Annotated in this window: 25 protein-coding genes and 1 pseudogene; 5 read left to right on the forward strand and 21 right to left on the reverse strand. The window is 58.3% G+C overall.

The window, feature by feature from the left end; all coding sequences use genetic code 11:
• Positions 1-123: IS66 family insertion sequence element accessory protein TnpB (gene tnpB, locus AS026_RS44545; protein WP_144443509.1), on the forward strand; the 123-nt coding region annotated here is incomplete at its 5' end.
• Here the strand turns inward: tnpB and AS026_RS43385 are convergent.
• The 4 genes from AS026_RS43385 to AS026_RS44550 all read right to left on the reverse strand — a co-directional run bounded on the left by AS026_RS43385 (position 94) and on the right by AS026_RS44550 (position 3,409).
• Positions 94-693, reverse strand: a complete 600-nt coding sequence (locus AS026_RS43385) for a helix-turn-helix domain-containing protein (protein WP_245307431.1) — start codon at positions 691-693, stop codon at positions 94-96. The two genes, tnpB and AS026_RS43385, sit on opposite strands and share 30 nt — an antisense overlap.
• Positions 657-2,210 carry a recombinase family protein gene (locus AS026_RS14945; RefSeq protein WP_245307517.1) on the reverse strand — a complete coding sequence of 518 codons (1,554 nt, stop codon included), beginning with the start codon at positions 2,208-2,210 and terminating at the stop codon, positions 657-659. The genes AS026_RS43385 and AS026_RS14945 overlap by 37 nt, the downstream gene beginning before the upstream one ends.
• Before the next feature lie 183 nt (positions 2,211-2,393).
• The gene (locus tag AS026_RS14950; RefSeq protein ID WP_245307519.1) at positions 2,394-2,963 is read right to left on the reverse strand and encodes a helix-turn-helix domain-containing protein; all 570 of its coding nucleotides are present in this window, start codon (positions 2,961-2,963) and stop codon (positions 2,394-2,396) included.
• Positions 2,964-3,157: 194 nt separating this feature from the next.
• The gene (locus AS026_RS44550) at positions 3,158-3,409 is read right to left on the reverse strand and encodes a DUF5372 family protein (protein ID WP_425349801.1); all 252 of its coding nucleotides are present in this window, start codon (positions 3,407-3,409) and stop codon (positions 3,158-3,160) included.
• A 285-nt stretch (positions 3,410-3,694) separates the two neighbouring features.
• Here AS026_RS44550 and AS026_RS39980 point away from each other — a divergent pair.
• Positions 3,695-3,856, forward strand: a pseudogene (locus tag AS026_RS39980) (IS66 family transposase); the annotation flags it as partial.
• A gap of 33 nt (positions 3,857-3,889) precedes the next feature.
• Here the strand turns inward: AS026_RS39980 and AS026_RS42330 are convergent.
• Together AS026_RS42330 and AS026_RS14965 are read right to left on the reverse strand one after the other, a co-directional pair.
• Positions 3,890-4,471, reverse strand: coding sequence for a helix-turn-helix domain-containing protein (locus tag AS026_RS42330; protein ID WP_167354903.1), 582 nt, complete (start codon positions 4,469-4,471; stop codon positions 3,890-3,892).
• A gap of 35 nt (positions 4,472-4,506) precedes the next feature.
• Positions 4,507-5,211 carry a helix-turn-helix domain-containing protein gene (locus AS026_RS14965; RefSeq protein WP_235777077.1) on the reverse strand — a complete coding sequence of 235 codons (705 nt, stop codon included), beginning with the start codon at positions 5,209-5,211 and terminating at the stop codon, positions 4,507-4,509.
• Between the two features lie 529 nt (positions 5,212-5,740).
• On the opposite strand from AS026_RS14965, the gene AS026_RS14970 reads away from it, so the two are divergent.
• Positions 5,741-6,970 carry an integrase catalytic domain-containing protein gene (locus AS026_RS14970; RefSeq protein WP_235777078.1) on the forward strand — a complete coding sequence of 410 codons (1,230 nt, stop codon included), beginning with the start codon at positions 5,741-5,743 and terminating at the stop codon, positions 6,968-6,970.
• Between the two features lie 14 nt (positions 6,971-6,984).
• On the opposite strand, the gene AS026_RS14975 is transcribed toward AS026_RS14970, so the two are convergent.
• The 6 genes from AS026_RS14975 to AS026_RS14995 form a co-directional block, all read right to left on the reverse strand.
• The gene (locus tag AS026_RS14975) at positions 6,985-8,319 is read right to left on the reverse strand and encodes a recombinase family protein (protein ID WP_235777079.1); all 1,335 of its coding nucleotides are present in this window, start codon (positions 8,317-8,319) and stop codon (positions 6,985-6,987) included.
• Positions 8,312-8,488, reverse strand: a complete 177-nt coding sequence (locus AS026_RS42060; RefSeq protein WP_155951253.1) for a hypothetical protein — start codon at positions 8,486-8,488, stop codon at positions 8,312-8,314. Before AS026_RS42060 ends, AS026_RS14975 begins: the two co-directional genes overlap by 8 nt.
• Before the next feature lie 55 nt (positions 8,489-8,543).
• Positions 8,544-8,738 (reverse strand): hypothetical protein, encoded by a 195-nt coding sequence (locus tag AS026_RS14980; RefSeq protein WP_028746979.1) that lies wholly within the window; start codon positions 8,736-8,738, stop codon positions 8,544-8,546.
• Between the two features lie 5 nt (positions 8,739-8,743).
• Positions 8,744-9,085: a carboxymuconolactone decarboxylase family protein gene (locus AS026_RS14985; RefSeq protein WP_051321039.1), complete on the reverse strand. Its 342-nt coding sequence runs from the start codon at positions 9,083-9,085 to the stop codon at positions 8,744-8,746.
• 225 nt (positions 9,086-9,310) lie between these two features.
• Positions 9,311-9,502 carry a hypothetical protein gene (locus tag AS026_RS14990; protein ID WP_028746980.1) on the reverse strand — a complete coding sequence of 64 codons (192 nt, stop codon included), beginning with the start codon at positions 9,500-9,502 and terminating at the stop codon, positions 9,311-9,313.
• Positions 9,503-9,514: 12 nt separating this feature from the next.
• Positions 9,515-10,549, reverse strand: a complete 1,035-nt coding sequence (locus AS026_RS14995; protein WP_028746981.1) for a DNA-processing protein DprA — start codon at positions 10,547-10,549, stop codon at positions 9,515-9,517.
• 972 nt (positions 10,550-11,521) lie between these two features.
• Here AS026_RS14995 and AS026_RS15000 point away from each other — a divergent pair.
• Positions 11,522-11,758, forward strand: coding sequence for a hypothetical protein (locus AS026_RS15000; RefSeq protein ID WP_051321040.1), 237 nt, complete (start codon positions 11,522-11,524; stop codon positions 11,756-11,758).
• A gap of 471 nt (positions 11,759-12,229) precedes the next feature.
• On the opposite strand, the gene nifS is transcribed toward AS026_RS15000, so the two are convergent.
• The 6 genes from nifS to AS026_RS15030 form a co-directional block, all read right to left on the reverse strand.
• Complete coding sequence (nifS, locus tag AS026_RS15005; RefSeq protein ID WP_028746983.1) at positions 12,230-13,399, reverse strand: cysteine desulfurase NifS; 1,170 nt, start codon at positions 13,397-13,399, stop codon at positions 12,230-12,232.
• A 579-nt stretch (positions 13,400-13,978) separates the two neighbouring features.
• Complete coding sequence (locus tag AS026_RS15010) at positions 13,979-15,808, reverse strand: sigma-54-dependent Fis family transcriptional regulator (protein ID WP_007539821.1); 1,830 nt, start codon at positions 15,806-15,808, stop codon at positions 13,979-13,981.
• A 19-nt stretch (positions 15,809-15,827) separates the two neighbouring features.
• Positions 15,828-16,916 (reverse strand): Gfo/Idh/MocA family protein, encoded by a 1,089-nt coding sequence (locus AS026_RS15015; protein WP_007539819.1) that lies wholly within the window; start codon positions 16,914-16,916, stop codon positions 15,828-15,830.
• Positions 16,917-16,956: 40 nt separating this feature from the next.
• Positions 16,957-17,586: a cupin domain-containing protein gene (locus tag AS026_RS15020; RefSeq protein WP_028746984.1), complete on the reverse strand. Its 630-nt coding sequence runs from the start codon at positions 17,584-17,586 to the stop codon at positions 16,957-16,959.
• 20 nt (positions 17,587-17,606) lie between these two features.
• Positions 17,607-18,464 carry a phosphoenolpyruvate hydrolase family protein gene (locus tag AS026_RS15025; protein WP_051321041.1) on the reverse strand — a complete coding sequence of 286 codons (858 nt, stop codon included), beginning with the start codon at positions 18,462-18,464 and terminating at the stop codon, positions 17,607-17,609.
• The gene (locus tag AS026_RS15030; RefSeq protein ID WP_028746986.1) at positions 18,454-19,665 is read right to left on the reverse strand and encodes a Tm-1-like ATP-binding domain-containing protein; all 1,212 of its coding nucleotides are present in this window, start codon (positions 19,663-19,665) and stop codon (positions 18,454-18,456) included. The genes AS026_RS15025 and AS026_RS15030 overlap by 11 nt, the downstream gene beginning before the upstream one ends.
• Before the next feature lie 133 nt (positions 19,666-19,798).
• Here AS026_RS15030 and AS026_RS15035 point away from each other — a divergent pair, with 133 nt between their 5' ends.
• On the forward strand, positions 19,799-20,389 hold the full coding sequence (locus AS026_RS15035) for a phosphoenolpyruvate hydrolase family protein (protein ID WP_007539812.1): 591 nt from the start codon (positions 19,799-19,801) through the stop codon (positions 20,387-20,389).
• 8 nt (positions 20,390-20,397) lie between these two features.
• Here the strand turns inward: AS026_RS15035 and AS026_RS15040 are convergent, their stop codons facing one another.
• From AS026_RS15040 to AS026_RS15050, 3 genes are read right to left on the reverse strand one after another with little or no spacing between them, the layout of a single operon-like run.
• Positions 20,398-21,462: an ABC transporter ATP-binding protein gene (locus AS026_RS15040; protein WP_007539810.1), complete on the reverse strand. Its 1,065-nt coding sequence runs from the start codon at positions 21,460-21,462 to the stop codon at positions 20,398-20,400.
• Positions 21,463-21,504: 42 nt separating this feature from the next.
• Complete coding sequence (locus AS026_RS41235) at positions 21,505-22,338, reverse strand: carbohydrate ABC transporter permease (RefSeq protein WP_007539808.1); 834 nt, start codon at positions 22,336-22,338, stop codon at positions 21,505-21,507.
• Positions 22,339-22,350: 12 nt separating this feature from the next.
• Entirely contained in the window at positions 22,351-23,277 is a 927-nt protein-coding gene (locus AS026_RS15050) for a carbohydrate ABC transporter permease (protein WP_028746987.1), read from the reverse strand.
• Between the last annotated feature and the right edge of the window lie 44 nt (positions 23,278-23,321).

The following is a 23,321-nucleotide window of genomic DNA, read 5'->3' on the forward strand; positions in this document are numbered from 1 at the left end:
GCGCTTTACGTCTTCCGCTCGAAACGGGCCGACCGTATTCGCATCGTCTGGTGGGATGGCAGTGGGGTTTGCCTGTATTCGAACGATCGGCGTTCATACTACACCTCTTTCCTCGCCAGTTGATGTTCTTGGCTCGGTTTGCATTTGTCGATACGCAGCAGCGCGATCTTCGAGTGGATTCCATCGGCTGCATTGCTTTTGCGGCAGGTCTCCATCGGCGATTTCGTACAGGCTATAGTGCCCGTTATAGGCATGTCTGGTGATGAGGCCAAATTTGGCCCATCTGGCGACGGTTTGCTCGCTGATATTGAGATGCGCTGCCGCTTCCTGTCTTGTCAGCATTCCCCGTTGTCGCAGTCGATCATATCGTGATCGCAGCTTATATTCGTGGATGAGATAGGCGACTTTGAGGGGTGTAAAGCGGGCGTCCTGGCAGCCGCGACGCGTGGTTCCACCTGGGCGATGTCCCTCCTCGTTCAGAATCTCGGCGATCTCGGGATAAATGTAATCGTCGAGAAGCCTATCGACCAGTTCAATGATACTGGGCTTTGTCTTGACCTGCTGAGGAGAGGATTTTGGGCTCATGGTGGTGAGCGTCTGGATTTTGCCGCCCTTGAAGCGAACGTGAAGCTTGGTGGTTCCTTCCGCTGGCAACTTTAAGAGAGTGACATCCTCAATGATGTGGGCCAGCAATCGCTTGCGTTCGCGGCTTGGGGTATCCGGATCTTCCAGAGTTGGTTGAAGTCGGCCGTCATCGCGACTAACCGTTCGTGGACAGCTTTATCGAGGATGAATTGATCGTTCTCTCGGCCACGTTCGCGCTCTTCGCGGGCACTGGCCAGCGTGCGAAGCTTCTCGTTCCATTCACCTTCGAGCGTGTCGGCGACGAGGCGGTTACTAGGATCGACAAGCATGAAGCGGCGCTGAGCGAGCTCGGCTTCCGTTTGGGCGCGTTCGATTGCGCGACAGCGTAGCCGGTCTGCTTCTTCATGCCGGGCTTGGATCTCCTTGCGGACTTCGAGAGCGAGTTCGACGGCCGCCGGCGTCATCTGCTCAGCAATCAGCATACCGATGGCTTCATCGACGGGAGGCCCGGCGATCGACTGACACATAGGCTCCCCACGATAAATGCGGGCACGATTACAAATGTACCAGGCTTCCTGCCGGCCACGCCGCGCCGCATAGCGAACCCTAAGATGGCTGCCGCATTGCCCACACACGGCCCGGCCTTGCAGCAGTGCCGGTCCCTCCCTTGGGATTGACGCTCGTGCCGCTTCAAATCCACGGCCATTCGCCTTGAGGATCTTCAGATTCTCCTGATGTCGCTCCCAGCTGATATAGCCGGGATGAGCATTGGGAATGCAGGCCGGCCAGTCATCAATGTCGCGCGCACGCAGAGTCTTTTTGCCGTCGATGGTGCGTCGAAACTGTCGTCGGCCATAGGTATAGGCGCCAGCGTAGCGCGGATTGTTCAGGACACGCATCGCCGTCGACGCGGTGAGCGGCCGAAACAGTGTGTCGCCGTTGTGTAGGCGCGACGGAAACAATAGGCCTTCATTGCGAAAGACCTTGACGGTCTGGGAGGCGGACCCGAGGCGAGAGAACATCTCAAAGAAATGAATGATCGTTTCTCTGACTTGCATGTCTGGATCAAGAGTCACATTGCCGAAATGGTCATAGACCAGCCCGGTCGGCAGGAGGCAACGAAACTCGCCACGCCGCACCTTATTGAGAATGCCGCCGCGTAGCCGGGCTTTGATCACATGCAGCTCGGCCTCACTCATTGTTCCCTTCAGGCCGAGCAGGAGCCGGTCGTTGAAACTTGCCGGATCATAGACGCCGTCCTCGTCGAGGATCAGGGTGTCGGCAAGGGCGCAGATCTCCAGCAGACGCTGCCAGTCGGCATTGTTGCGCGCCAGACGGGAGACCTCCAGGCCCATGACGATCCCGGCATGCCCCATGCCGACATCGCTGACCAGCCGCTGAAACCCCTCGCGCCACGCCGCCGATGCACCGGACTCTCCTTGATCGTTGTCGATGACGATAATCTGCTCGTCGCGCCAGCCGAGGGCGACAGCGCGTCCCCGAAGCGCATATTGCCGCCTGGCGCTCTCGACGTTCTCAACGACTTGCCGCATTGAAGACTGGCGGATGTAGAGGTAGGCGCCGCGTTCGAGGTGATGAGGCTGGACTTTGAGATGTACATTCATGGTGACCTCCGATCGTTGGTGCTCATGGCGATTGTCGCAAGGACGTGAACGACGGCGCTGTGTCCGACATGCAGCGGACAAGCAATTGACGATGGGTAACTCTGCTCTCGCGGGGTGGTTGCTGTTGCGGTCAGCGCCTGAACCCATCCCCACATGCCCCGGCGCAGAAAGAGCATCAGGCCGCTACGGGCCATAAGCGGCAGCGCTGCGCCGAGGGCAGCCTTGCGCAATACCTCGTACTGGTGCGCGATGGTCGACGGTTGGGTCGGGCATGCCGCCGTCGCGGCAATGTTTACGTGCCGCTTTTTTTAGAACCCGCTCGATCGATCTGGGATGAAGCTCGATATCGAGTTCCTGGCGGAGCAGCTTGGCCAGTTCCCGGGCGCGAACGGGTTCTCCTGGGGCGAGCTGCGCCTGCAGAAATGCCAGGACTTTGTCGTCGATCTTGTGGGGACCGCGGGGGCCCGGCTTTGTCGGCACCAATCCGGCAATCCCGGCCATGTCGAAGTTCACCTTGGCCTGGTAGTAGGTTGGCCTGGAAACACCGTACTCGTCGGAGGCCTCCGTCACCGACACCTTGTCGATGGAGACGCGACGCAGCATCTCGTATTTGACCTGCACGGCGTCGTGCGGATCGAAGAACTCGCTGCCCCGAAACTTTGGATCGCGCACCTTCTCGGGGGTGGGATTGAACGTGCCCTCTTCGATGAGGACATCCGTCTTTGTGCGCTTGCTGTCGTACTTCGCAGACATCGATGGCTCCGAGGACATGAAGCGGCGTTAGCGTAATGCTAATTATGACGCATTTTGCTGCCTCGTCAAGACGATGCTTATGGTCTATTTGGCGAGATACTTCGCATTTGCAGGCGTAACCTCTCATAAAAGCGACCTCTTGCGGCATAATCCACTTTACAAATGCGGCATATTTATCCTTACACTTCCGCACGTCAGCGCGGCCCCGATTTGCTCGAAAGGCGCTCCACCAGAGTGGCCAACTCCATTAAGTCGACCACCCGCAAGAGCGATCGTCCGTTGCTCATGACGACCTCAGGATCCAAGCTCACAAGATCAGTCCATTGCGGAGGAACCGACCAAACAGTGGCGTCCTCGGTCTGCAGCAGAAGGCGTTCACCATGCCGGTTGTAGCGCTTGCCGACGCACGGCAACTGCCGTGGGAATAAAGGATGAAACGGATGCATTACCCGCACTAACTGCGTATCTGCGTTGGCAGTGGCTGCATTCTGTTGTGAGGTACAAAACCCTGGAAGATCAAGGCTTCTGCTGGCCGGGCATATCGGCGGCACGGATACGTCTGGACCATTCGCAACTGATGGCTTGCTGGCCGGAATGGATTGGAAAAAGATCCGCCCGGCCAAGGTCAGGCGACCCTTGTTGACGGGCTGACAGTGCCTGCGGCAAGATGAATCATGCCGCTGTAATGGTTGGGAAAACGGCTATTTTTGTGCTCTATTTACGTCTCCGGCCTCTTTGATCTTTGGGAAAAGGAACTGGCCAAGGTCTCTGGCAAGTCGAAGACCGCCGAAGCGATCCGCTACGCGCTCACCCGGCGCGAAGCACTGGAGCGCTTCTTGACGGACGGCCGGATCGAAATCGACTCCAATATCGTCGAGTGCGCGATCAGGCCCCAAACCACGTTGTGTTCATTATGCACCCCCTGTTCAAGTATCTGTAAACATTGGAATTTGAATTTCCGGCGACGACTGACACGGGCGCCCCTTACGCCTCATCGCCGTGGCGACTTGAGGATTGCGAAGATCCGAGGCGTTAATCTGGTACGGAGCGCCCGGAACAACCTGTTGGGCAGGCAGTATCCCAGTCGCGATCAGGCTGCGGATGCGATGAGCGGTAACATTGCAAGCCATGGCCGCTTCGGTCAGCGTCAGCCATTCTCCGTCTTTCTCCGCTGATTTATAGGCGTGAATTCCGCGCACGCGGCGGATCGAGCCGACGCGCTTTGCTGTCCAGGTCTTGCCTTGAGCAGTCGGTAGTCCCATCCGATTCAAGGTCGCAGCGATGTGCTCATCAGACCAACGGCTCGCCATACTCTCTATGACGGCCAAGGCATCATCGGATGTGACACATTCGTGCTCGCCTGATTGTGGTTTGCGTAAGCGGAGGGTGGAATGTCGACCACCCTTCCAATGAATCGTCAGCACAATCTCGCAGTCAGCCTCATCGATGTTGACGGTAATGTCGCTTATGAGCGCGCGCACCAATTGCTGGCGTGTTCGCATCGACACGGGCGGCGCGTCATACTGCTCATCTAATGATGTCCTTATAATAAAAGGGGATTTTGAACCAGATCCTGAGATCTCGGGCGCCGCGATCGCCTGGCATCGGCTTCGTGGCGCACGGCGTCGTGCTGGAGGTCGGAAATTCGGACGATCCAGGGCGCTCCGGTGCATAGCTGGCGCGCCGGAAGGACGCCGCTGCTGACCATCCGATAGGCCGTAGCTCGACTTACCTTCAGAATGTCCGCGGCCTCATCGAGGGTTCTCTCACCGCGTTCGGCCCGCTCACCTTCTCGATAGACGGAGATACCATGGATGTTGCGAAGACTGCAGACGTGGCTTCGCGTCCAACTGGCGCCGTGCCCGGTCCGCTTGCCGGAACGGTTCAGGATCGCTGCGATTGACAAATCAGGTAATTGCCTGGCCAAAGCGCGCACGAGATCAACGACATCAGCCTCAACTGCCCAGCGGGTCTGGCCGATCTTGTTCTTCCTCACTGTCATCCGGGTATGATCGCCACCTTGCCAATGAATGATGATCGCCAATGTGTCGTCGACAATATCGACGATAATTTCCGTGATCAGTAACCGAATGATCTTTTTGCGCGTCTCGGTGGATACACTGGGGTTGTCCCATGCCTGCCCCAGGTCGCTGCCCAGCTTCATCAGTCTTGCACGGTCATCTGTCGATAGTGCGGGCATGTCACGGTCGGTCGAGAGCGTCTCAAGCTCGATCTCTAGGTCACGCAATTGGATCAGCTTCTCATTCCAGCGCCTTTCCAACTCGCCCGCGACCAACCGATTGTCGGGATCGTGTCAGGCGAAATGAGAAACTGACCCCGCATTGCCTCAAGCAAAATGTTACCGATAGGGTTGATGCTCCTGACGGGGCGCTGCTGATTTGCTGTCCCGGCTCGGGGGGCGGATGGCACGGCGGATCAGTATGGCGAGACGGACGGAATTGGTTGAGGCAATCATCGAACGATATCGATCTAGCTGTCGTGCGGACAAGCAAAGGATTCTCGACGAATTCGTTGCGGTAACCGGCTATCACCGCAAGCATGCAATCCGAGTGCTAGCTCGGCGCAAGCAACCTTCACGCGGGCACAAGAATACCAGCCTCCGTTATGGCAGCGATGTCCGCGACGCACTCATTGTATTGTGGGAAGTATCAGAGCGCTTGTGTTCCAAACGGCTCAAACCGTTGATACCTGTCCTGTTACCTGCGCTTGAGCGCCATGGCCGACTAGAGCTTGACGCCGCGCTCTGCGGCAAACTGATGACGGTGAGCCCTGCAACGATGGATCGGCTTTTGACGGAAGTCCGTATCGTAGCGCGCGGCGGTCAGCGTCGACGTGCTGGCATGAGTTCGGCGGTTCGCCGGTCGGTTCCGGTGCGCACCTTCGGAGATTGGAACGATCCTCCGCCTGGCTTCGTCGAGGTCGACTTTGTAGCGCATTCCGGCACGTCTTCGTCGGGGAGCTTCGTACAGACAATGGTGCTGACCGATATATCTACGGGGTGGACCGAATGCGTTCCGGTCCGTACGCGTGACAGCGGCAATGTGATCGTGGCGATCAAACAGGCCCGTTCGCAGTTTCCCTTTCCGCTACTGGGTGTCGACTTCGACAACGACAGCGCCTTCATGAACGAATTCGTCGTCTCCTGGTGCCGTAGCGAGAATTTGGAAGTGACACGCTCTCGCGCCTATCGGAAGAACGATCAAGCGCATGTTGAGCAAAAGAACGGCGCGATCGTGCGTCGTCTGGTGGGGTACGGTCGGTTCGTCGGTACGGAAGCGACGATTGCCCTTAGTCAACTTTACGCGGTTGTCCGCCTTTACGGCAATCTATTCCAGCCGTCATTCAAGCTGCAGGATAAGACGCGGATCGGGGCGCGCGTGATTAAGCGCTATCATCCGCCGGCTCCACCCGCCGCTCGTGTCCTTGCGAATTCTAGCGTGGCCGAAGCTGACAAGAAGCAGCTACAGGCAATGCTGGAAAATAGCGACCCCGTTCTGTTGTTTGCCAGCCTGCGTGCTGCACAAGAAGAGCTTGGAAGACGAGTTGATCGTCGTGGTGCGAATCAGAAGCTTGAGGAGCCCGTTGTTGTCGATCTCCAGCGCTTCGCCGCAAATCTAAAGATTGCCTGGAAGAATGGCGAGACAAGACCAACGCATCGGCGACCCTATCGACGGACCAAACCCTGGCCCAAAAGACCCAGCATGTACGAGCCTTTCGAGGCGCAGATCAAGGAATGGCTGAAGGACGAGCCAGCTCTCTCGGCAGCCGGTGTGCTGCAACGCTTGACTGAGATCGATCCGGCTCGCTTCAAAGCAAAGAATATCAGAATGGTGCAACGGTTGGTGAAGGCCTGGCGCATGGAAATGGCTGGCTTGGTCATCTTGGATGGTGGCTGGATCAAGAGCTTGCCCGCATCACCTGCCGCCGCGGCGGCAGGTGATGCGGGCTTCCTGACGCTTGCTACGTTCGGTAACATCTCCCGGTGAGGCAATATGCGGGGTCAAATCTTCACTTCGCTTGACAGATCGACAGCGTCATACTGGCGACGCGCCCGGGCAGCCTCGTATTGTGCTTGCTTGATTGAGTTCTCGAGTTGGTGATGCTTGTCGCTGTGACGCTGAGTGTGCGCCTCCATTGCTCGCAAGGCCGCCTCAATTCCGAGAGGTTGCAACCGTTCGAGAACCTCCTGCGCGACGGCCCTATCGACCCGCATGCCACCGAAGCCGATACAGTTGCCGACCGCCAGGTCGCCGAACGTGCCGCGACAAACATATCGCTGCGTATTGCCGCCTTTCCCAGAGTATTGAATATGCAGTCGGCGACCGCAGCGACCGCAGCGGAATAGTCCGGGCAATAAAGCTTCGCCACGTCTTATCGAACCTCGTCCCATGTAGCTTTTTCCATTCGCATTCTCGGCGATCAGATGCTGATTCCTTTCAAACTCGGCCCAGCTAATATAGCCTTCATGATGGTCGTGGATCAAAACCTCCCAGTCCTTCGAATTACGCAGCAACGTATCACGGGTGACCCGTTTGCGCCCATCCTTGATCATCACACGTGTTGCACGCCGGCCATAGGCGTAGGAGCCGGCATAGACCGGGTTTGTCAGTATGTGATGAAGGGTGTGATAAACCGGAGCTTTCCACTCGATCGGCCGTTTGCCCCGCCCTTGAATGACAGACGGGACCAAGACATTCTCTTGCCTGAACCAGAGCAACACCTGGCGGACGGTCTGCAGTTCGGCGAATTTGCGAAAGACGAGCAGAATGCCCTCCTGAACGCGCCGATCTGGATCCTTCTCGACACGGGCATCATCCGTCTTCACGTATCCGACGGCAACGGTGAGATGAAGGTCGCCGCGCCGCGCCTTTTGGCGCATGGCCTCGACGGATCGTTGCCGAAACACGGATAACTCCATCTCGCTCATAGTGCCCTTCATGCCAAGAAGGAGACGATCGTTAGGCGAGCGCGGATCGTAAATAGCCTCCTCATCGACGATCAGAGTGCCGACCAGACCACAAAATTCCAGCAAGGTGTGCCAATCACGGCCATTACGCGCCAGACGTGAAGCCTCAAGCGATACCACTGCTCCCACCCGGCCCTCACATATCGCCGCCAACAGCTTCTCGAACCCCGGGCGGGCCGTGCCACCTCCGGATCGTCCAAGGTCATCGTCCACGATCTCGACGGTCTCCCAACCCAACTGTCGAGCACGCTCGACTAAGCTGTACTGCCGTCTTTGGCTTTCCAGATTATTGGCAACCTGGTAGGCCGTCGACTGCCGGACGTAGACGAAGGCGCTAAGGCTAAGATGGTCGGCGGTGATCTTACTCATTGCCCGCCTCCTTTCCGCCGTCGGCGCCCCGCTTGCCGGTCAGCTTTGACGCCGCTTCTGTCAACAGCAGTTGCAGGAGTGTTAAGGCTTCCCGGCGCTGGGTGTCGCTCATGTCTATCGGCCGGGCTGTCACGAACAGATCCAATTGCATGCGAAATTGCTTTCTCATGGCGTATCCCTTCGGCTTCTTGCACCGAGCGACACCCACGCCATGGGCTAACCGCTTACGCCATTTTGGGAACGGTCGCGGCCGAAAGCCGCCGCTTGGAAACGCCACGAGCCTGAGCAATGGCAGCCCGCAAAGGTTCGTCGACAATCGCATCGACCAGGCCGATGGCAAAAGCTTGCCTTCCCTTCACTGATTCGCCTGTGGCAGCGAGAGCCTCGTGGCGCACGAGTTTCACGACAGAGGCATTCATACCCGTCACTCCTTCGATCGGTGCGCGAAATAAGCCTGGTCTGTCGGGCGGACGCCAAGGCCGGTCATCAACCGGTTGCTGAGGTTGTAATAGGCGACCAGATGGGCGAGTTCGAGAATGGCCGGCTCATCCAGCCCTGCGGTTCTCAAGGTATCGAGGTCCGATGGCGCAATGTCGGCGGGATTCACCGTGAGTTTCAGGCCGTAGCGGACGAGCGTCTGTTCGCGGTCTGAGAGCTCCGCATTGTTCGGATCGAGCGCAAGCTTTTCCACCCAAACCGGATCACCCGTCAGGAGCCAAAGGAGCGGGCGGGTGCGGGTGTCATCTGAGACGGCAATGGAGCTCATTCGGCCTTACCCCTTTTCAACGTGCCATTGATTGCCGCAAGCTGTCGTGGGGCAGATGAGATGGGTATGGCTGTCATTCGGTTGTCCTCGATGGCTCCGGCGGCTGGGCCGCGTGTCTCACCGCCCTTGGTTCGACCGCTGATTGCTTGATGCGCGCTATGGCTAAGTAAGGCGGCATATCGTGACCACCGCGAAAGTAGGGGATCTTGTGCCCGACCATCTCACTCAAAATATCGGGTATCTCGCGTTAGACGCAGTCTCAATCCAACTGCTATTGCTGACGATCACCGGCGTGACATTTCTGTCCAGTAAGAACTTCAGGAGCTTAACGGTTTCGCCCATCAGCGTTGGGTCGATGCTGCCATCGACGACGAGGGTGTCGCGCAGGGAAAAGATTGCGCCTTTCAAGGTATACATTTACACGCCCCACTAAAGAAAACTTGTCTGTCGATAAAGAAGGTCGTCGCTTAAAGATTTCTCGACAAAGGCGCGAAATGCTTCGTCCTGCCCTGGCACGGTGAAGACATGTCGGGGGCCTCGCCCGTCCGGAAGATTTATTGATCGAGGATCCCATGTGGGCAACCGCAGACCCGCGATGGCCCGACCGAGGCCTGCTGCGAAGCGAACTGTGTGCGCCGTGCCGCTGCGTTCTTTCCATTGTACCGGGATGAGCGCTCTTGCCAGCGCAGCCTGCAATCTATTGCGGCGGACAAAGTTGATGGCGCTATAGCTTTCGCCAGGCAAATACTCGGTGATTACAGCCCCGCCGGCATCAACTATCTTCTTCCGAATTGGACCAATGTTTTTCGGATAATCCACTGTTATTCCCGTTCCCAAAACGGCTATTGTGGGCACCTTGGCAGCAAGGCTGGCGTTGTGGATGGCCTGATCGATCCCGAGTGCAAGGCCGCTAACCGTAGGGCGACCCCAATGCCTCAAAGTCAAGCCGACGTATTCCGCGAGCCACAAGCCTTCAGGAGAGGGATCACGCGTTCCGACAATTGCAATCGATGGCGCGGTAAGGACTTCTGTATTGCCTTGGACGAAGAGCCAGTGCGGTGGATCGTCGAGATGAAGCAGGGTGCGTGGGTAGCTTTCGTCTGAGCGAAGAACGATCTGGATTTGGCTTGCCTGAAAAGTAGCTTCGAGTTGATCGACGGATCTGGCGAGCGAGCTCATTATTTCTTTCCAATCGGCTTTCGAGCTGTTCGGAAGGCGGGCGCCCCTCGATTTAAGCAGTTGGACCAAGTCCTCCCCACTAGAATTGAAAACTGACTGGAACGATCTTTGCGACTCTGCAATTTGCCAAAGCGTGTGAAAGCCTACGCCCTTCATCATCGCCAGGGAGAGAAACGCCCTCTTTTCCGTGGTCAAATCCTGCTGGTCGTCCACTTCACACTCCACTACACCGCTATGCCGGAACAGCCGCGTGGGGGTTCCGCGTTTCGACGCGTCGCGCGACATGGCAATATTCTCTTCGACTGCCGAAGCGCTCCCGGCTCCCGGCAGCGCCTAGAAGGGAAAACGTTCAAAGAAACCGACGTCCGCGCACGGGCCGGAAGCATGAAATCACGTAACATGGGCGCTCCGTTTTTTTCACATTTATTTTCAACCGCTGGCCGGGACAAGGTCGCTGAATTTTGTCGGTAAATAGGATCTCCGCCTTCGCCGTTCCTACTACCACTCGCTTGGAAGCCGCTCCCCAACAGCCGTTCCCAACCGCAAAATTGGCAACAGCAAGAAAAATGGCCGACGAGAGTAGGCCGCGATTAATACAATTGTTGGTAGGTCGGGCAAACGTCTTCCAAATAACCAAAAAGCTTGTTTATTTGGACGTTACAGATTTCAGGGCGCGCGGTGCTGGACGCCGATGAATTCAAGACCCTCTTCAGGTCCTTCGTTGCGAGGCAATAACATGCTCGGTTATCTGACTTCGCTAGCCAAGGCGCCGGAGGAGGCCGATGTCGACGCTATGCTTGAGATGCGACCTACCTTCGTCCGTCAGCTGGAATTAATTGACCTATCAGAGGAGGATAGGTTCAGGGCGGTGTAGCGACTACCTGCGTACGTCGCCGACAAAACTCTCTGGGCCGAGAGTGGGTTGATTTTTGGGCCGGGAATGGCCAAGTGGGATCAATCCTAGAAGGGCCTGTCATCGAAATCCCACGCCGGATTTCAGCGAAGACTCACAACGTTGATGCGATAAAGGGAAAATGAACAGTCTGGCCGGGCTGACGGGCTTGGCAGTTGATCCCTCCCCCGAGACGGCCGGAAAGGAACGTCCCAGTTTCCGCGACCTGATGGCCTCATTTTCCAACCCAGAACATTGTCGCGAACCCGGATGTCCTATTTTTCAAGGCGGACACAACAGAGCACCGCGAAAAACTCCGAATAATATTCCCCTACGTGGTGACGTCACAAATCCTGCTCGCCCGATTGGAACTCGACCGTCTCGGCCGGATTTTACGCCGCAGGGAAGCCGAACTGCGTGCCGTCGTATCTTCGACTGCGACGTGGCAGCGTGAAGCACAGGCCTGGCTCCGGCAGGCAATTGAATACGGCCTGCTGCCCGCCGGTCAGCGAATTCCCGAGGAGTGGCCGCAGATCGTGGATTTGCTGCGCTCGATTGTGCGAGCAAAGCGATCGACGCTCAACCAAGTATCGAAGGCGTAGACGCAAGCCTCGTCAGATTGAACGAGCTAAGACGCGCCGAGACGGTTAGTGCAGGAAAGCTTTCCGAGAACCGTCAACGCCTGAAAGAAATCCATCGGCTGATAGAAAGCAGTGAGGCGTTCGGCGGCGCCATGCAAATCCAACGAGATCGTCTGAGCCTTTCGGGGTGGTTGCGCGGGCTCTATCTCGACGCCGACGAACCGTTGGCATCACTTGTGGGTGTTGGCCGCGACCAGTTGATAGCGCTTTGTGATGCCTTGGAAGGCATAGAAATCAGGCTTCGGTCTCATCCTTCGATGTCGGACACGCATCGATCGTCTCAGGTCGCGCTCGCGACCAGATCAAAGTGGCTTTGGGCTTGTCAGGAAGTCCCGACCACGTTTGGTCGGCAGCAGCCTGTCTTTTTTCGGCGAAGAAGTTTGAGGTGGCTGAGCATGTCGCGCACCGCCCAAGGCGGTGGCACCGAAGTCATCAGCATTTCGCGCGCTTTGAAGATTTTGGGAAACGTTCGCGCAGTTTCTCCACGATCCCCGGCAGCACTTCAAACACCCGGTCGACATCCTCCTCGCAGTTATAGCGTGAAAAGGAGAAACGCACCGCCCCGCGAGCCCGCCGGATGCTCATGGCTTCCAGGACATGGCTCCGCTCCAAGAAGCCGGAGGTGCAGGCAGAGCCAGAAGAGCAGGCGATGCCGTCACGATTAAGGAGAGACTGTATGGCCTCGCCATCGATGCTGTCGAAGGCAATGTTTGCGGTATTCGGCAACCGCGCCAGCGGATCGCCGGTGACGAAGGCCTCAGGAATGCGCTCAAGAAGTCCCTCCTCCAACCGGTCGCGGAGCAGCTTTACCCGTGTGGTTTCGTCGTCCATGCACCCTAAGGCGAGTTCGGCCGCCTTGCCGAGACCTACGATTCCGGGCGTATTCTCCGTGCCAGCACGTCGGTCGCGCTCCTGATGGCCTCCTTTAATTAGCGAGGAGAAAGGCACACCCCGCCTTACATACAGTGCGCCGATACCCTTTGGTCCATGGAGTTTGTGACTGGAGAGCGACAGCATGTCGATAGCGGTCGCCTTCAGGTCCATCGGAAGCCTGCCGACGGCCTGCACTGCGTCCGTATGGAAAAGTGCACCGACTCTCTTCGCCATCTCGGCAAGCTGAGCCACCGGGAATATCGTACCCGTCTCGTTGTTTGCCCACATGATCGAAACAATTGCCACGCGAGGGGTAAGGGTCTTGCCATAGGCGTTAAGGTCGAGTCGGCCATGATGATCCACTGGAATTCTGTGAACCTTGACGCCGCGTGTCTTCTCAAGATGGGCGCAGAGCGACAGCACGGCTGGATGCTCGACTGCGGAAGTGACGATCTCTGTGCGGTCGGGCATCACATCGAGCCCGGAAAGGATCGCCGTGTTGTCGCTTTCGGTCCCGCCCGAAGTGAAAATGATCTCATGGTCGAACTTCGCACCGACCAGAGCTTGCAACTGCCGACGCGCCGCCTTCATCACGACGCCGGCAGCGGTGCCAATGTCATGCATCGACGATGCGTTGCCAAACTGATCTGTAAAGAACGGCAGCATCGCCTGGAGAACGTCGACGTCGACGTGTGTCGTCGCGTTATTGTCGAGATAGACAGGTCTCAATAAACCCTCCGTTTAACCGAAACGACATAAGGCTCACAACTTCTTTGGTGCCGCTGCCAGCGGGATCGGCGCCAGTATTCCTCGACCGCCTCACTAAGATCCTGCAGCCGTTCTCCGGGTCTCTGGTACTCAGCCGGCGGACTCGCCGCGGGCGCATCTTTCCTACATGCTATGATTGTCGAGGAGACCCATTTCCTCTTAGTCTTGGCTCCGAGACGCGTTTGCGAACGAGGATGCACGGGGCGTGCCAACTAGAAAACCACGCTAAACAAATGAAGGCTCAAACACCGCTTTGTCGTTGTCCGACATTTGTCAACGATCGGACAATGCAAATGCGGATCGACAGGCACGAAATGGGTCAGACGCTCCTTGAGAGGCGCCGTGTAACCGACATATAATCCCCATCGGGTTTGCTCGGGCCCGTGCGACGGTGACGTTCAGCTTGACTTGCTCTTGAACTCGGTGGGGACCTCGAGCGGGCACTCCCAACGCTGAACCGGACAGCTTCAGGAATACGCAGATTACGCGCAGCCGCCGTTTTCATGAAGGTTGCCTTGGGAAAGAAGTTGATCGCCCAGTTTAGGAGGTCGTCCGTTGCTGCAATGGGAGACCATAAACCCGCATTTTGTTGTATAAGGTCTTGCGCGATATCCCGAGGTAGCGCGCAGCTTCCCCGCGGCGGAAACGATGCCGCTGCAAAGCATCAAGAATCCACTCCCTTTCGTCCGCCGAGTGCGGCTGAGGCTCGGATGAGGCATCCACCGGAGGCAAACACGCTGCTTGGATCCAGTCTCCCTCGCAATTCATGGCGGCAGTCTCCAATACAGACCGCAGCTCACGGACGTTTCCGGGCCATCCATATGTCATAAGAATGCGGTAGGCTGAGTGGTCAACTGATAGCTTTCGGCTGCGACGATCTTTTCTAAGTTCCTGAAGGAAGTGTTCTGCAAGAAGTGGCAGGTCTTCGAGGCGATCACGCAAATCGGGGATGAATACGTGTCCAGGAGACAGGCGCGACGCTAGCGAAGGTATCAAAAGCCCGCTTGAGCCCAGCTGGGATAGTGTTTGCTTCGAGGTCAGGATCAGGCGGCCTTCGAAGCGCCCTCTGTCGTTATCTCCGAGACGGCGATAAATACCTGTCTCAATCACTTCAACCAGCCGTTCCTGGGCGTCGATGCATAAGCACTCGACGTTCTCGATCAGTAAGGTGGCCTTTGGATGGTATTGTAGCAGCCCAAGCGCCTTCTTACCGCCCTCCATCTGGGCGGAGCCGAAAAGCGATACACCGCTTGCGTCGACAGGGCCGACATTGATTAGCTTGCTCCCGGAGCGTCTGGCCGCCTCATGAATCCCTCGACCCAAGAGCTTTTTGCCTGTTCCGGCGCCGCCGGTAATCAGAACCGGCAGCGTCGACGCGGCAAGCTTTTCGATGCGTTGCTTGATTTGCTGAATAGAGGGTGACCGCCCGACGATTGAATATTCGCGCTGCGCATGCTCGAGTTGGCGCTCCAGTTCATCAATTCGCTTTTGTAATGTGCCGACGGATTTAAAGGCGGACGTAATCTGCTCCATCGAGGCTTCGAGAGGCACCCGATCAATGGTAGAGCCGCCGATGTATCCGTCTGCCTTGGATACCGCCGATACCTCATACATTTGGTCCGGACTGACGATGGGTCCGCCCTCTAGAACACAAAGAGTCTCTTCTGAGATGCTGCGTATCCGACGGAAGACAATCTTGGCATACTCGGCCGCCTGGGTGAGGCTGAGCCCGGTGCGGCCCCCGACGGTTCCTCCGACGTTCCAGCCGAGATTGAGGTTGATGACGTCCACACCGGCCTCAGCGGCTTGCTGAGCCTCTGCCACTGTTCGAACATAGGCGAGAGTCGCCATGCTCCTTCTCTGGGCGGCACGGAGCATTTCAAGTTCACGCTGGAATCCCAGCCCTGCGCGCTCGATGTCGGTGCGAAAGCGTCCATTAAGGAAGATGGACGTGGGAAAGTTAACGATTCCGCCGAAGCCCGCATCCGCGATCCTTTCCAGTTCAGACTCTATCTGGCGGCGGGGATCGAACGCACAAGCTCCGAAGAAAACCGGTATTTTGGCGAACGGCAGGATCTCTGATTGGGCGAAATCCAAGACGAAGTCATTGCTGCTTCGCAATGCGAGCAGGGAAAAGATTGACGGAGCGCCCATGCTACGCAAACGGCCGGCGTTCAGTGCGAGTATAAAGTCGGCGCCGCCTCGAGAGGCAGCCTGGGCGGCCAATCCTGTGCCGATTGCAGCGCCCACGAGAGTGGTGTTAGGCTTGTCGAGGGTAGCTTTAAGGGTCGCGACAATATCTGCTCGTGCGAGTGCGCGAGTTGACGACGAAGTTAGCGATTCCGAAGCGTGAACGACAAGCTCAGCCATTGTGAGGCCAATCTACAGTTTATTGAGGCCCGATCGAAGCCCCCTCCCAATAGGATTGGAGGAATTCCTGTACTTTCACCGGCTGGCCCACGCGTGCGCTTTCGATGGCCGAGAACACGAGCGCAACAGACTGCAGGTTGTCCCAGACATTGGTTGCCATCGGCGGGCCGCCGTCGAGCCACTGGCAGAATTGCTCGATCAAAAGTGAATTCTGCCACTTCTGACCAGGAAGCAGCGACACCTGCTGACCTTTTCCTTGACGGCTCGTATGTCGAAGTCGCGTAGGATAGCGGTGGAATACCTCGATCTCACGGTGGTCGAGAATAGCCGCCCCGATTTCCCCCTCCACCCGAAAATATTCGAATGTCCAGTCATTAAGGCCGGTGGCTTGTGCCGACGATCCTTCATATACACCACGAGCGCCGTTGGCAAAGTCCATCAATACTATGGCGTCTGTGTCGCCCTTGTAATCTGCCCATTCTGGCTTCCAAGTTCGGGCATAAATCGACGTGCAGGGCGCTCCGGCTAGATCGGCCATGATATCCAGGTGATGCACGGCACCCTCGATCAGCATAGGATGCATCATCTCGTGGCGAAAACGCCCCCAGGAATCATAAACGCGGAAGTCGCCGGCGAACCGACATGACACCGTATTGACGCGGCCGATGGCGTCCGCATCGACGAGCGCTCTCAGCGTCGATTTATCCTGATCAAACCGGTGGCTCATTGTGACGCCCATCTTTAAGCCCGCCGCTCTTACCTTCTCCGCGATACGGACGGACGCCTCAATAGTGTCGGCGATCGGCTTCTCGGACAGGATATGCATGCCGCGGGCGAGCGCCAGGTCGACGATTGCCTCGTGCAAAGCGGGCGGGATGACGATGGTGCAGAAGTCGGCATCGACTGTCTGGAAGGCCTGTGCGGCCGAGGTGAAGCACTGTTCCGCCTTCAAGCGGAGATGCTTCCGGCCGGCTTCGAGCGCTTTGACGTCTATATCCACGAGGCCGGCAACCTCGATCGTTCCGTCAGCCACATTCGGCGGCAGGAACGTGTCGCACCAGCGCTCTCCGAAGCCGCCGGCACCAATATGGAGAACCTTATACGTCATGAAATTTCCCTCTAGATGAGCAGGACTTGCCGCACACCGATCAGACCCGCTCCGGGCGAATATCAGCAGGTCCGTGGGTGTGCTCCCAGAGGTGACCGAAACGCTTCCTGCCTTCGAGCGTCGTCTCGAAATACGCACCCTTAACGTCGGCCCGAACCTCAGGAAGATCGTGATGGTATCCCATGCCGATAGCGACGCAATCACCGACCTCTACCTTGAAACTGTGCGCGCCAACAACGACGGTACCCGCCCCCTCGATAATCACCCAATATTCGTCACAGTCGTGATAGTGAGAATCGAAATTGGTTGACTTCGGATAGCTGACCGGATCGCCTTTGACCTGAATGGGCGTGTCCGGAGCAAGCTTGAACACGCCGCATCCGCCCAGTTCATTACCCCAGCGGCCGTAGAAAACGAGGATCTGGGCTGTGCCGTCGCCGGAATCAGCGGTGAAGGGGCCGTTCGCCGCATCCATATCGGCGAACTGGCCTTCGCTGTAGACTTGCGCTCCCCTTGCGCCGGTCAGCCGGCACGATCCGCGCGTGACGAGCAGGCGCTGCTTTTGAGCCGTTACCCAAATTGGCAGCGGCTGTTCGGAAAGCTCGACGAACTCAAATGATGTGAGTTCGCACCAGCCTGGCGGCTGTTCTCCGCTTCTGAAGACGGACATTTTCCCGCTCCCTTCTTCTGTCAGGCGCTCTTGCGACGAATCGCCTTGAAGGCGAGCGTCTGCGACCTGATCGCTTCCTCCGTCGGCAACCGTTCCATGCTGCTCGCCCCATAGAAGCCGTGGCATCCTGGGCAGGCGTCGAGAATGAAGCGGGCATCCTCGGGATTGGCGATCGGACCGCCATGGCAGAGGATGATAATGTCGTCGCGGATCTCTCTCGCCGCCCCAATGCATTGATTGATCAGAGTGACGCAGTCCTCCATCGACTTGCCCGACCGCGCACCGATCGCGCCACCCGTTGTCAGCCCCATATGGCAGACGAGGATGTCGGCGCCGGCCTTTGCCATTGCCACTGCATCCTCCGGGCTGAACACGTAAGGCGTGGTCAGCAGATCGAGCTTGTGCGCCTCGGCGATCATCTCGACTTCCTGGGCGTAGCTCATGCCCGTTTCTTCGAGGTTCTGTCTGAATAGGCCGTCGATCAGACCAACGGTCGGGAAGTTCTGCACGCCGGCAAAGCCGATCTCCTTCAGTTCACGCAGGAAGGTCGGCATGACGACGAACGGATCGGTTCCGTTGACGCCTGCAAGCACCGGGGTGCGTCTGACAACCGGCAACACCTCGCTCGCCATCTCGACGACGATCTGGTTGGCGTTGCCATAGGCGAGCAATCCGGCAAGAGAGCCGCGGCCGGCCATGCGATAGCGGCCGGAATTGTAGATCACGATGAGATCGATATCGCCGGCTTCCTCGCTCTTGGCGGAAAGGCCCGTGCCGGCACCGCCCCCGATGATCGGCTCGCCGGCGCGAATCTTCTTGTGAAAATGCTCGAGCAGCTCCGATCGGGTGGGACGCTTGGCAAAAATATCAATGCTCACGAAGGGCCTCTCTGAAGTTAGTGACGAGGAGATCCGCAAATTGCGGATCGTTGATGTGAAGGGGAACGCGGATCAGCTTCCGCTTGTCGGTACGACGGAGCGTGCGCTCGAGCGCTGTGAAGAGCGCGATGTCTGCTTCGGGATCGTGGAAGGGCTGCCCCGGCGCATCGATTGCCGAAACGCCGAGTTCGGGGATCAGGAAGCGCACTGGCCCCTCACAAAGGTTGAGGCGCTGGCCGATCCATTCGCCGATCCTGTTGCACTCCTCCGCGGTCGTGCGCATCAGGGTGACCTGGGGATTATGGACGTGCAGGCGGCGCGAGCGAAACTGGCTCGGGACCGTGTCCATGGCGCCGAAATTCACCATGTCTAGGGCGCCGCAGGAGCCGACATAAGGCAGTTTGGTCCGCGCAAAGGCTCGGAAACGATCGGCCGTGCAAGGGAAAACCCCTCCAACCAGATAATCACAAACCTCGGTGGTGGAGACATCGATAGCGCTGACCAGCAGCCCGGAATCGGCGAGCTTCTCCATCGACTGCCCCCCCGTCCCGGTGGCGTGGAATACGAGGCAATCGAACTCTGCCTCCAGCGTCCGGGTAACCGCCTGGACACAGGGCGTCGTGACGCCGAACATGGTCAGGCCGATCGCCGGCCGCTCATCGGCCGCGATACCGGTCGGCTTGTTGAGCACCATCCCGGCAATCGAATGTGCGGCGTTGGCGAGGACCACCCGCGAAATGCGGTTCAGCCCCGATACGTCCGTGACCGAATACATCATGGAAATATCGGTCGGTCCGACATAGGGGGCGACGTTGCCCGAAGCGACGGTCGAGACGAGCATTTTCGGCGTGCCGATCGGCAGCGCTCGCATGGCAGGAGCAATGAGAGCAGTGCCGCCCGTTCCGCCCGCGCCGATGATGCCGTCAACGTCCGGACGGGAGCGGATGAACTTGACGAGCGCCTCAGACATGGTTGCGACCGCTTTGCCCCGGTCCTTGAGCTCCTCGGCCTTAGGTCGGTTCGGATGAAAGCCCGCCACCTCCGAGGGCTGGACGTCGACATCGGCGGCTTCCTTGTGAAACTCCGATACCGACACATCGACCAGAACGACGTCGCAACCGGCGTCGCGGATCAGATCGCGTAGATAGCGTAGCTCGCCGCCCTTGGTGTCGCAGGTACCCACCACGTAGACTGTGTTCATTGTTCTCCTCCCGGCCGCGCTCCGTCAGCCTTCCTCACCTCAGCAAAAACCTAGGCGCCGCGCCGGCAGCAAATCAATTGGTGCGGAGCGATGATTTGGGTAGAATTGGGTAATCATTTCTCGCAGGTTCAAAATGCACGTTTCCTCCACTCTTCGCCCCGTCGAGATCGTGACCCGCCTTGCGGCGATCTCCGATCACGAGCCGGACTCTGTCACCATCTTTTGCCCTTCCTGCGATGGGCTGGCTGGCAGCGCCTATGACAGCTTGGTGCTGCTTCCTGTCCACGACGCCAACGGGCGCCTTCTCGCCGAAATCAAGAACGGGCTCCCACAAGACGGCCATATGTTCGCGGGCGTGCTTGCGCTCGACCCGTTCCGCCGCCACGTCGACATCCTGAAAGCGCTTGAAGCCGCCGGTTGCCGCGGCGTCGTCAACTTTCCGAGCGTTACCGCGATAGACGGCGAGATGCGGGTCAGCCTCGAGGATTTCGGCTACGGGGTGGCAACCGAAATCAATCTGTTGCGTGCGGCGGTCGCAAAGGGGTTCAGTGCACTCGCCACGGTTGACAGTTTCGCCATGGCGCAGGACGCCGTCGCGATCGGCGCCAGCGGCCTGATCGCGGCGCGCCACGCCAACGAGGCGATGCTTGCCGAGCTTTCCGGGCTTGCGCATGAGACCTCCCTGGGGCTGTTTCGACTTGCCGACGCCGTCGGCGAAACGTGAAGCGACGATCAGCCTGTGATCCGCATTCCGGATTTCGGATCGAAGAGGTGGGCGCAGCCCTTTCTGGGGGCGAGCCAGACTTTCTCGCCCGGCCGCACATCGACCCGGTCCCGCAGGACGACGTTGACGTCGCGACCTCCGACCGTGACGTAGAGTTGCGTTTCGGAACCGGTCGGCTCTACCACCACGACCTCCGCCGGAATGCCCGTCTCGCCAAGTTCCAGGTGCTCTGGCCGAATACCGTAGGTCACTTCGGAGCGTCCGTTGAGGCCCATACCTTCGATCGGCAGGTTCACACCTTCAGGAGTGTTCAGAACCGGACCACTTGAAGCACTGACTGTCGCCGGCAGGAAATTCATCGATGGCGATCCGATGAAGCCGGCCACGAAAATGTCGGCCGGTCGATCATAGAGTTCGAGTGGAGTGCCCATCTGTTCCACCCTCCCCTCGTTCATCACCACGATTTTATCGGCCATGGTCATGGCCTCGATCTGATCGTGCGTGACATAGACGGTGGTGATCTTCAGCCTCTGATGCAAGGCCTTGATCTCGGCCCGCATCTGCACCCTGAGCTTGGCGTCGAGATTCGAAAGCGGCTCGTCGAACAGGAAGACCTGCGGGTCGCGCACGATCGCCCGCCCCATGGCGACACGCTGGCGCTGGCCGCCGGAAAGAGCGCGTGGGTAACGGTCAAGCAAGCTGCCGAGGCCAAGGATCGCCGCAGCCTTGTCGACGCGTTCGTCGATCTCCGCCCGCGGCCGTTTGCGCAGCTTCAGCGCAAAGCCCATATTCTCGGCCACCGTCATATGCGGATAGAGCGCATAGTTCTGGAAAACGATCGCCATGTCGCGTTCTTTGGCGGGGCGGTCGTTGATCACCTCTTTGCCCATCAGAAGCTCGCCGCCGGAGATCTCTTCCAGACCTGCAAGCATGCGCAACAGAGTGGACTTGCCGCATCCCGACGGTCCGACCAGGACGACGAACTCCCCGTCCTCGATCCTGAACGAAAGCTGAGGGATGACGGTCAGCGCACCGTAGCGTTTGGTGACATTGCGGATGGTAAGATCAGTCATGATTTACTCGGCCTTTCTGCAAAGATTGTTCAGCCATGCCTGTCATTTGACGGATCCCATGGTCAGGCCCTGCACCAGATAACGCTGCATGATGAATGCGAATACGATAACCGGGGTCGAGACAAGCAGTGCCGCGGCACCGACCGCATCCCACTGCACGCCGTACTGAGTCCTGAAGCCCAGCATCGCAAGCGGTGCCGTCGGACTGACCGAGGTGGTCAGGATCAGCGCAAAGAGGAACTCGTTCCATACCGCGATGAAGACGAACACCGACGTCGCCAGCATCCCGCCAAGCACAAGCGGCAACATGATCTTTGTGAACACCTGCCACTCGCTGCAGCCGTCGGAGATTGCCGCCTCGCGCAGGGTCGGATGGACCTCCATGAAGAAGCTCCGCATCAGCCACATCGCAAAGGGGATGTTGACGGCCACATTGATCACGACGAGCGCCTGGTAGGTGTCGAGCTGATGCAGACGCGTGGCGAGCAGGTAGACTGGCACGCCGATCGCGATACCCGGAATGATCCGCGCGACGAGAATGGCGACCAGCAGCATGCCGCCACCCTTGCTCAAATGGGCAAGGGCGTAGGCGGCCGGCGCCGAGACCCCAATGACCAGCAATACGCTGGCGATGGTGACCACCGCGCTATTGAAGAGATATTTTTGGAAGCCCGTCACCTCGAAGAGGTGGCGAAACCCGTCAAGTGTTGGTTGGAAAATGAAGCGCGGCGGCACCGAGATCGTGTCGACCCCATGCCGAAATCCGGTTAGCACCATCCATGTGTAGGGAAAGAGATAGACGAAGGCGAGCACGCACCAGAAGAGTGTCAAGAGCGTCTTGCGCGTGGACCGGGTAGCCGCGTAGGAAAGGATCATGGCGTGCCTCCCTTAGTGTCGGTTTACGCTGGCGCCACGGAACAGGCGCCAGATCAGCGGAGCGCTGATCAGGAGAACGAAGACGACGTAAATCCAGGAGATTGCTGTGGTTCTACCGATGTCGAAGACTTTGAACCCTGTGTTATAGGCGTAGACGCTCAGCGTTGTCGTCGCGTTCCCCGGTCCGCCCAGCGTCAACAGGAAGATTTTGTCGAAGTCGGCCATCACGCCGATAATGCGAAACGCGGCTGCAATCGTGATGTAGGGCACAAGGTGCGGCAGTGTCAGATAGCGGAAAACCTGAAGCGCATTGGCACCATCTGCCTGCGCGGCGCTCACCGTATCTCGGTCGAGCGACTGCAGGCCCGCCAGGATGATCAGCGTGAAAAATGGCGTCGACTGCCAGAAGTCCATGATGATGACGGACGCGAGCGCAAAGGTGAGACCGAGCCACGGCACCGGCTCCAAGCCAATGGTGCCGAGCAGATAGTTGAAGACGCCGGAATCCTGTTCGTAGAGCAGCTTCCAGAAAATGCCGACCACCGCGGGGGTGATCACCATGGGGATCAACATCAGGGATCGAAATAATCCCCGGCCGAAGAATTCCATGTTCAGGAGCACCGCAAAGAGGATGCCGAGGGCGCATTCCAGACTGACCGCCACCACAGCGTAGATCAGCGTCACGCGGATCGCGGCCCAAAATTCGCTACTGCCAAGCACATCGGTGTAGTTGAGAAGCCCGATGAAATCCTGGTCGCTGCCGGGCAAGACGAGGGACCAGCCTGTGAAGCTGTAGTAGAACGAATAAACGAGCGGCACGCCCAGCACGAGCAGCATGATTGCCGCGGCCGGCAGCGTAAACCAGAACACCGAGCTCATACGGATGCGCCGCCGCCGTGGCGCCACTCTGTCGCCGGTCACTGTCTGTGAAATCGTCATCAACTAACCACCACGGATTTGCCGTTGTCACTGAAGGGGCAGGC

It is taken from the genome of Rhizobium altiplani (assembly GCF_001542405.1).
Lineage (GTDB): Bacteria > Pseudomonadota > Alphaproteobacteria > Rhizobiales > Rhizobiaceae > Rhizobium > Rhizobium altiplani.